Source organism: Neptuniibacter marinus (assembly GCF_001597725.1).
GTDB classification, from domain to species: Bacteria; Pseudomonadota; Gammaproteobacteria; order Pseudomonadales; family Balneatricaceae; genus Neptuniibacter; species Neptuniibacter marinus.
In genome coordinates this window covers 1-3,181 of sequence record NZ_LUTR01000039.1, presented here as the reverse complement: position 1 = coordinate 3,181, position 3,181 = coordinate 1, and the positions used below count along the sequence as shown (strand labels likewise).

Below are 3,181 nucleotides of genomic sequence, written 5' to 3'. Positions count from 1 at the left end.
AGAAGAAAAATAATGAAAGTACAAGTATTAGGCTCAGCCGCTGGCGGCGGTTTTCCTCAGTGGAACTGTAACTGTCGTAACTGTGCAGGCGTGCGTGCCGGCACTATCAATGCAAAAACCCGAACACAATCCTCCATTACTGTCAGTGTTGATGGCGAGAACTGGATTCTCTTTAATACCTCGCCCGACATCCGTGAACAACTTGCCAACTTTGGCCCTATGCAACCGAATCGTGCAATCCGCGATACTGGGATTGCTGCGATCGTTTATATGGATAGTCAGATCGACCACACCACCGGCTTATTGATGCTGCGTGAAGGGTGTCCCCACAATATCTGGTGCACTGAGATGGTTGAGCAGGACCTGACCTCAGGTTTCCCTGTTTTTAATATGCTTAAACATTGGAATGGGGGGAATAATATTAACCGCATTCCAATTAATGATGGCGATGAGGCGAATGAGTTTGTTGTTCCTCAAGTGCCAGAGTTAACGTTGACCGCGGTTCCGTTGTTGAGCAGTGCGCCGCCGTACTCGCCTCACCGTGATGATCCGCATCCGGGTGATAATATCGGTATACAAATCGAAGATACCCGCACCGGTAAAAAATTGTTCTATGCACCTGGCTTAGGTCAGATTGAACCCCATCTACGCGCGTATATGGAATCCGCCGATGTGTTGCTTGTTGATGGCACGATTTGGCAGGAAGACGAGCTTATCGTTACCGGTGTCGGTGACAAGCTGGGCGTAGCAATGGGGCATCTACCGCAGTCAGGGAAGGGTGGCATGATCGAGTACTTAGATACGTTGGAAAAACCGCGCAAAGTACTGATTCATATAAACAACACCAACCCGATACTGGATGAAGACTCTGCCGAGCATGCAGAAGTTCTTTCCCATGGTATAGAGATCTCTTACGACGGAATGTCCATAGAGCTTTAAGCCTACCAGTGATGTGTAGAGGCCATAGAAATTATGACAAGCAAAGCAAGCGATAAACAGCCGATGAGCCGCGATGAGTTTGAAGCGGCGCTACGTGCGAAAGGCGATTTTTATCATACGCAACACCCTTATCATATCGCCATGTATGACGGTAAATGCACCCCCGAACAGATTCGAGGTTGGGTGGCTAACCGTTTCTATTACCAAATTAGCATTCCCGTAAAAGATGCCGCGATTATGGCTAACTGCCCTGATCGTGATGTGCGCAGACATTGGGTGCAACGTGTGTTGGATCATGATGGCTACAACGGCGCTGTGGGTGGGATCGAAGCCTGGTTGTGTCTTGGTGAGGCCGTAGGCCTGAATCGAGAAGAGATACTCTCCTGTGAGCATGTATTACCGGGTGTGCGTTTTGCAGTGGATGCTTACATCAACTTTGCCCGTCGTGCTTCGTGGCAAGAAGCCGCTAGCTCCTCGCTCACGGAGATGTTTGCGCCAACGATTCACCAAAACCGTTTAGATACGTGGCCACAGCACTATCCTTGGATTAAAGATGATGGTTATCAGTACTTTAAAAACCGTCTGTCGGAAGCCCGTCGTGATGTGGAACATGGATTAGGTATTACCCTTGATCACTACACCACCCGTGAGCAACAAGACCGTATGCTTGAGATTCTGCAGTTTAAGCTGGATGTCCTTTGGAGCATGCTAGATGCGATGACCATGGCCTATGAGCTGAAACGTCCACCGTACCATACAGTGACGGATCAACGGGTTTATCACAAAGGGTTATTTAATGAGTGATAGGTTAATGAGTGATATTGAGATAACAGCGGCCTCAGTGCCGGTGTTAAATAAGATGTTTCGCTTTCAATGGGAAAAAGCACAAAACTGTTTTGTGTTGCTTTACCCTGAAGGAATGATTCAACTCAACGGTCCCGCGGGCGAGATTCTAGGCTTAGTGGATGGCGAGCGTTCCGTCGCCGCCATTACATCAGAGCTGGAAGCCAAGTTCCCTGACTCGGGTGATCTGAGTGGCGATATTATCGAGTTTCTAGGAGAAGCACATGGCCAACACTGGATCACCTTGTAACGCACAACCGACACCGCCGATAATTAGCGATGACAAATCTCACGGGCAGCCACTTTGGCTGCTCGCAGAGCTGACCTACAAATGCCCACTGCAATGCCCATACTGCTCCAACCCGCTTGATTTTTCTGACTTTGGTGGCGAACTTACCACCCAGCAATGGTTGGATGTTTTCCAACAAGGGCGAGATCTGGGGGCGGTTCAGTTGGGTTTTTCAGGCGGTGAGCCTCTTGTTCGTAAAGACCTGATTGAACTGATTGGTGGCGCCCATGAGATGGGGTACTACACCAACCTAATCACCTCAGGGGTCGGGCTGAATGAGCATAAAATGGCTGAGTTTCAGCAGGCTGGCTTAGATCATATCCAAGTCAGCTTTCAGGCCAGTGACGAATCGGTTAATAGTATGCTGTCGGGCTCTAAAAAAGCCTTTGAACAAAAGCTGAAAATGGCTAAAGAGGTTAAAGCCCAAGGTTACCCTATGGTGCTCAACTTCGTCACCCATCGTCATAATATTGATCGCATCGACCGTATTATAGAACTGTGTGTGGAGCTTGATGCCGACTATGTTGAGTTAGCCACCTGCCAATACTACGGCTGGGCTTATGAAAACGTAGAACAGCTACTCCCAACCCGTGCGCAACTTGAGCGTGCTGAACGTATTACCAATGAGTACCGTGCCAAACTAGCGGCTGAAGGTAATCCGATCAAGCTGATCTTCGTGACACCTGATTACTACGAAGAACGGCCTAAAGGCTGCATGAATGGTTGGGGGCAAGTGTTCCTGACGGTTACGCCGGATGGTAAAGCGCTCCCGTGTCATAGTGCACGAATGTTGCCGATCGAGTTCCCGAATGTTACCGAGATGAGCTTACAGGAGATCTGGGATACGAGTCCTGGGTTTAATCACTTCCGTGGTAATGCCTGGATGAAAGAGCCGTGTCGTAGCTGTGATGAGAAAGATAAAGACTTTGGTGGTTGTCACTGTCAGGCCTTTATGCTGACAGGGGATATGTACAATGCAGACCCCGTCTGTGCCAAGTCAGAACATCACCACTTAATCGAAGAAGCGAGGGAACGTGCGGAAGCGGTGGTTAATAATCCAGATGAGTTTACCTTCCGAAATGAGCGTAACTCTAAAGTATTTGCTAAGGG

4 protein-coding genes are annotated in these 3,181 nt (G+C 48.9%); all 4 read left to right on the top strand.

Going from position 1 to position 3,181, the window contains the following annotated elements; genetic code table 11:
• Positions 1–12 precede the first annotated feature (12 nt).
• Positions 13–939: a pyrroloquinoline quinone biosynthesis protein PqqB gene (pqqB, locus tag A3774_RS15875; protein ID WP_067869985.1), complete on the top strand. Its 927-nt coding sequence runs from the start codon at positions 13–15 to the stop codon at positions 937–939.
• Between the two features lie 33 nt (positions 940–972).
• Entirely contained in the window at positions 973–1,743 is a 771-nt protein-coding gene (gene pqqC, locus A3774_RS15870; RefSeq protein ID WP_067869982.1) for a pyrroloquinoline-quinone synthase PqqC, read from the top strand.
• On the top strand, positions 1,736–2,032 hold the full coding sequence (gene pqqD, locus A3774_RS15865) for a pyrroloquinoline quinone biosynthesis peptide chaperone PqqD (protein WP_231868004.1): 297 nt from the start codon (positions 1,736–1,738) through the stop codon (positions 2,030–2,032). Before pqqC ends, pqqD begins: the two co-directional genes overlap by 8 nt.
• Positions 2,007–3,181 (top strand): pyrroloquinoline quinone biosynthesis protein PqqE (pqqE, locus tag A3774_RS15860; protein WP_067869979.1); only part of this gene is annotated, 1,175 nt, incomplete at its 3' end. The genes pqqD and pqqE, both read left to right, overlap by 26 nt.